This is a genomic window from Schnuerera sp., assembly GCF_035459645.1.
GTDB lineage: Bacteria > Bacillota > Clostridia > Tissierellales > Tepidimicrobiaceae > Schnuerera.
On record NZ_DATHXO010000259.1, the window covers coordinates 1 to 3,705 of the forward strand.

Consider the following 3,705-nt stretch of genomic DNA (forward strand, 5'->3'; position numbering starts at 1 on the left):
ATATAATGGCTGGAAAATATATAGATGGACCTACAATGAATTGGTAAAAAATAAGGAAAAAGTTAGAGATGAGCTTTTAACTTTTTTTAGTGAAGTTGAGAACTTTAAATTAAGTGAGGATTTTCTACCTAAGCAGCGAGGAAAAATTATTGAACTTAGGGGTTATCAGGAAGAAGCTTTAACTAGCTTAGAAGAGATGAGAAAGAAGAATGAAACTATTGGTTTACTATATCACGCTACAGGGGAACGTGTCATAATAGTGATAGGGTGCAGTTTTTGTTATTAAATCAAGGGTTTCAGGAACCTTTATACAATATATTTCATGCATTGCTTAGAGTAATTAGAATCTAATTGTTGTAAGCAGTGTATGAGAAGTAAGGATTTTGGTATTTTAATAATTTACAATTATTTAGTATAATTATATTTAAGATGGTAATCAGTTGCGTATATGTAGATTTATGCGGTGCGACAAGAAGTCGCTAAATAGTAGCGTTTCAGTAGAAACTATGTTAGTTACTAAACATATCCCCGCTCGAAACTGCACTCTGAGTAATTGGATTGTAGGTTGCATGAGAGTTAAATGCCTAATGTTTTGCTTTACGCAGGAGTAATGCAGGGCTAAGGGAAAGATGGGAGAGTATAAGCGAGAGTTAAACCTTTGTAATCTTCGTTATCTACGATGAGTGTACTGCGGAGTATTAAGCTTAATATGGATAGGAAAGATTGAATCGCATAGCAATCGTACAGTAACCCATATATCCATCGGAGTAGAGAAGGATACTTACCCATTTGAATCTGCATTTAGTGGAACTTGGTAAGCCCTTTGTGTTCCTTGATAGAGGTAGGGTAATCGTAAGAGAACTACAATACCAGAGGGTAAAGGATTGTGGAGAAAGCAAATGCCAACAAGGCGAAAGCCAAGGGGAAATCATAACCCGTTGGATAGAATTTAATAATTCACTCGAAAGAGGGCAGACTTCCACAGGGTCATCAACACGAAAGAAAACGGACAGAAGAATTTTTAAGGAGAAACATGTTATGGAAACTATTAATAAACTTAATAAGTCGGCTGTTTCTCCACAGGTGCAGGATTGGGAGCTAATTAATTGGAAGAAGGTTCATGCATATGTGAAAAAACTTCGCCAACGGATTTTTCGTGCCGAACAGTTGGGTCAGAAAAGAAAACTAAGGAAACTTCAAAGACTAATGATTAGAAGTAAAGCTAATTTGCTACTATCAATTAAAAGAGTAACACAGATAAATAAAGGTAAAAAGACCCCTGGCATAGATGGTAAAATAGTACTAACATCAAAGGATAGACTAGAATTATTCAATCTATTAAGGACATATAATATTAAATATATTAGACCAAGACCAGCCAAAAGGGTGTACATCCCAAAGAAAAATGGGAAAATGCGACCCTTGGGAGTACCAATAATTAAAGATAGGATATTTCAAAATATTGTTAAAAATGCACTAGAACCACAATGGGAGGCAAAGTTTGAACCCTCCACCTATGGATTTAGACCAAAAAGAAGTGTACAAGATGCAATAGTCAATTTATTCACCAAACTATCATCAAGAAGTACAAGGAAATGGATATTTGAGGGAGATTTCAAAGGGTGCTTTGATAATCTTAATCATGAGTATATTATTGATTGCTTAATAGGATTTCCTGCAAAAGATACTATCCAAAAATGGCTTAAAGCGGGATTCGTTGATAATGATTCCTTTAATGATACCGACTTTGGAACCCCACAAGGAGGTATAATATCTCCACTTCTAGCAAATGTTGCATTACATGGAATGGAAAAGGAACTGGGTGTTAGATATCGCCCAAACGGGAAGTATTACACCCTGAACAGTAAATCAGTGGGAGTAGTTAAATATGCTGATGATTTTGTAATAGTTTGTAAGACAAAAGAAGAAGCACTTAGTATGTATGAAAGACTTAAGCCATATCTAAACAAAAGGGGACTAACACTAGCAGAAGATAAAACAAAGGTAACCCATATTGAGGAAGGATTTGACTTTCTTGGATTTAATCTAAGGCAATATAAAACCAACAAAGGTATGAAATTACTGATAAAGCCATCTAAAGACAGTATTAAAAAGGCTAAAAGAACCATTAAAAATATCTTTAAAGATATGAAAGGTAGACCAGTAGGAGAGTTAATAATGAAATTAAACCCTGTGATAAGGGGAATAGGAAACTATTGGTCAAGTGAGGTTTCAAAGAAGGTCTTTTGTAATCTTGACCATTACACATGGATTAAGATAAGAAAACACCTGAAAAGACTGCATAATCACAAACCTTTTAAATGGATATACAAAAGATACTTCAAACCTGATTATACTGGGGTTAGTAAAGATAGATGGATACTGACAGACCCTCATAATGAGAGAACCCAACTATTTAAAATGAGTTGGATTCCAATAGTAAGGCATGAGGTAATAACATACAGAAACAGTCCTGATGATGCTAGTTTAAAGGAATACTTTGAAAAAAGAGATAAAAAGGAATTCATAAGGGACAATGTTTTGAGTAGGAGAAAATTAGCAAAGCAAGGTAACTACAAATGTAGGGTATGTAATCAATCATTAGCGGGAGAAGAAGAATTAAAAATCAATCAGATAGTACCAAAGGTACTAAATGGTGTTGAAACTTATGGCAATTTGGAATTATTACACCAAAGTTGTAAGCAACAACATCTATTGTTACTTGAGAAGTATGGAGAAGGAAAAGATTTACCTAGAGTTGACACTTTCTTTAATAAAAATCAGGTAAAGCCTAATTCTCAAGAAGGGTACAAATTGATGAAAAAGCAATTTAAAAAGTTCAGATACCAATATGTTTGAGATAAATGATGGCTTGAGCCGTATGTATGGAAACATACAAGTACGGTTCTTAGGGGGGAAAGGAACTGTAAAGTTCCCTACCTACTCGACACAAAGGTTAAATAAATTGACAATGAAGTTTTATATTTGGAAGGAGCGATTAAAATGGATAATAAAATTACAGTAAAAAGTAATTTGTATGATATTCCTGCTATATTTAGTTATCCCAAGGTAGGTAAAAATTTTCCTACAGTTATTTTATGTCATGGAACAGGATCTAGTAAAAATGAAGTTGGAAATCTATTTGTGAGATTAGCAGAATTTCTTAGAGAAAGAGGAATTGCATCCATACGATTTGATTTTGCAGGTTGTGGAGAAAGTCGTGCAAAGAAACAGGATTTAACTTTTTACGGGGAAGTTGATGATCTTGAAAAGATTTATGCTTATATTCGTAATAACGAAAAAGTTGATCCATGTAGAATAGCTATCTTAGGATTTAGTCAAGGTGCTCGGGTAATGGCAGAGTTTTTAGGAAAATATCCAGAAAAAATAAATGCTGCTATTAGTTGGTCAGGAGCATGTCATAATGGAGAAGGCGTCTTTGCTGGATGGTTTCAAGAATATTATGAAGAAGCAGTAAAAAATGGATATACAAAAATACCTATGCCATGGCGTGATGATTTAATATTGTCTAAGCAATGGTTTGATGATATTAGAAACTCTTCTCCAATGGAAAGCCTATCTAAATATAATGGAGCAATATTAGCCGTATCTGGCACGGAGGATGCCTTAGTTCCATATACCCATGCTAAAGAAATTGTGGGTATATGTAAGGGGAAAGTTTGTGAGTCTAAAATTATTGAAGAT

At 34.3% G+C, this 3,705-nt stretch carries 3 protein-coding genes; all 3 read left to right on the top strand.

Annotation, left to right across the window (positions count from 1 at the left end; translation table 11 throughout):
• On the top strand, nt 1-286 hold a 286-nt coding region (locus tag VK998_RS06170), incomplete at its 5' end, for a P-loop NTPase family protein (protein ID WP_325226614.1).
• A gap of 503 nt (nt 287-789) precedes the next feature.
• Nucleotides 790-2,859, top strand: a complete 2,070-nt coding sequence (ltrA, locus tag VK998_RS06175) for a group II intron reverse transcriptase/maturase (protein WP_325226616.1) — start codon at nt 790-792, stop codon at nt 2,857-2,859.
• A gap of 144 nt (nt 2,860-3,003) precedes the next feature.
• A partial coding sequence (locus VK998_RS06180) for an alpha/beta hydrolase family protein (RefSeq protein ID WP_325226617.1) occupies nt 3,004-3,705 on the top strand: 702 nt, incomplete at its 3' end.